This is a genomic window from Faecalibacterium tardum, from assembly GCF_040096515.1.
GTDB classification, from domain to species: domain Bacteria; phylum Bacillota; class Clostridia; order Oscillospirales; family Ruminococcaceae; genus Faecalibacterium; species Faecalibacterium tardum.
Genome location: NZ_JBBMEO010000086.1, coordinates 1 through 2,027, shown reverse-complemented (window position 1 = coordinate 2,027; position 2,027 = coordinate 1). Strand labels below are relative to the sequence as shown.

General features: G+C 63.9%; 2 protein-coding genes. One reads left to right on the top strand and one right to left on the bottom strand.

Annotated features, from left to right (window positions below):
• Positions 1–422: 422 nt before the first annotated feature.
• Entirely contained in the window at positions 423–1,010 is a 588-nt protein-coding gene (locus WMO44_RS14830) for a DUF3793 family protein (RefSeq protein WP_112090589.1), read from the bottom strand.
• 321 nt (positions 1,011–1,331) lie between these two features.
• Here WMO44_RS14830 and WMO44_RS14825 point away from each other — a divergent pair, with 321 nt between their 5' ends.
• Positions 1,332–1,931 (top strand): uridine kinase family protein, encoded by a 600-nt coding sequence (locus WMO44_RS14825; protein WP_349153035.1) that lies wholly within the window; start codon positions 1,332–1,334, stop codon positions 1,929–1,931.
• Positions 1,932–2,027: the final 96 nt, after the last annotated feature.

Genomic DNA, 2,027 nt, shown 5'->3' with positions numbered 1-2,027 from the left:
CTTTACCGTTGCTAAAGCCTTCCCCCGGTCGGGGGAAGGTGGCGCGTAGCGCCGGATGAGGGCGCAGATTAGCAGTGCTTTCCCCGCAGCGCCGCGCTTTCGCAGAAAGCGGCGCTGCAAATGCCGTTTCCCATTACGACCCCTCCCGTGAAAATGGGATAGCGGAGCGCCCGCAGGCGCTCCGCTATCCCGAAATTATAAATAATCTTTCCGCTGAAGATGGCTAGAGCGCAGCGGAAGCCATTCTAAATCGTCCCGCCCCGCGTGGGAGCGCATTCCCCCAAACGCACGACCGCCCGGCACAGGGGTCAAAGCTGCACCGGGCGGTCATGTGTAAAAAGGAGGATCGCTCTCTCCTGTGTCGGAAGCATAGGAGAGTTGCCAGGATAAAAGAGAGTATTTGAAAAGAGAATATCGATTTTTCAGGCGGCGACCGCCAGCTTTAAAATGGGCGTGCCGCTGTGGAACAGCCGCAGATACACCGCCGTGCACTTGGCCAGCTGGTCAAAGTGCTGCTGGGCGGCGGCAGGGTCGCCGTAGGACTTCCAGCATCCGCAGCAGGTAAAGCACTTGCCCCGGTGCCGGATAAAGCCCACAACGTCCTCCAGCGGATAGCCCAGAAATACCCCGATCTCATGCGGGAAATCCGCCGCCTCTGCCGCGCAGCACAGCCGCAGGCTGAGCTGGTCGAGCAAGGCACCGCAGTCCGCGGCATCCTCCGGCAGACGGTAGCCCTCCCGGGCTAAAAAGCCGCGCACAGCGGCATCTGCCAGCACTGTCTGCAGCTTGGCGGCGCGGTAGACGTACACCAGATACTGCCGGGTGGCGATGCACCCCCGCAGCACCCGCACCTGCAAGCCCTTGGGGTTCAGCTGGGCGTTCCAGCCCGCCACCCGCCGGGCAAGGTCGGCACGGTCGCGCGTTTCGTAGCGGAACAGCCCCGCAGGCTTCAGCCCCGCCAGTACCGGGGCACATTGTTCGATCATTACGGTCTCAAAATCACGCTCCATGGCGGTTCTCCTTTGGCGGCGGTGTCGGGGTCAGTATGCCCCGGATGCCGGGCTGTTATAAGTAAGGCACAGCTAACCGCCACTTCAAAAAAAGAAGCAGCACGCCCGGGCTGCGGGCACTGCCGGTGTGGTCTCACACGGTTAGTCACTTCTAACGCCAGTAGTGTACCACAGCACCACCGGCTGTGTCAAGCCTTTCCGGCAAAAAAATTATTTACGACAAACCGCGCCCGCGCTACCCTTCCGGCGGCGATTATGATATAATCGGGGTATTCTCGGGTCTGCCCCTTGGGGCGCACCCCTGCCAAGGAGGCCAAACCCATGCCCACACCCATCACCGCGTCCACCCTGTCTGCGCTGCTGAGCGCCGCGCTGGCACAAAAGCCCACCCGCCCGCTGGTGCTGGCGCTGGACGGCCGCTGCGGCAGCGGCAAGACCACCCTTGCCAACGGGCTGTCAGCGCAGTTTCCCGGCTGCACCCTGCTGCGCACGGATGATTTCTACCTGCCGCCCGCCCGGCGCAGCCCGGACTGGGCACACACCCCCTGCGCCAACATGGACCTTAGCCGCCTGCGGGACGAGGCGCTGCGCCCGGCCTACGCGGGGCAGCCCGTAGCCTACCGGGCATACAGCTGCCGGGAGGGGGCTTATCTGCCCCCGGCACAGCTGCCCGCGCAGCCGCTGGTGATTTTAGAGGGCAGTTACAGCCACCACCCACTGCTGCGCCCCTACGAGACACTGCGGGTGTTCGTGACCTGCACCAAGGCCGAGCAGACCCGGCGCTTACAGGCGCGGGAGGGCGCACGCTACGCGGATTTTGCCGCCCGGTGGGTGCCGCTGGAGGAGGGGTATTTTGCGCAGTATGGCGTTGAGGAAGCAGCGGATTTTGTGGTGGAGACCACCCAAGGCGGGACGATTTAGAATGCGCGCCGCTCCGCGGGGAAAGTTTTTGCCTGCCGTCAGCGTGCAAGGACGCTCCGCTGGGCCAGAGGCAGGGAGGGGTGTTCCGACTCCCCC

What these genes read in the sequence shown, in the direction of transcription:
- WMO44_RS14830 (WP_112090589.1), bottom strand. Translation starts at nt 1,010, where the DNA reads ATGGAGCGTGATTTTGAGACCGTAATGATCGAACAATGTGCCCCGGTA.
- WMO44_RS14825 (WP_349153035.1), top strand. Translation starts at nt 1,332, where the DNA reads ATGCCCACACCCATCACCGCGTCCACCCTGTCTGCGCTGCTGAGCGCC.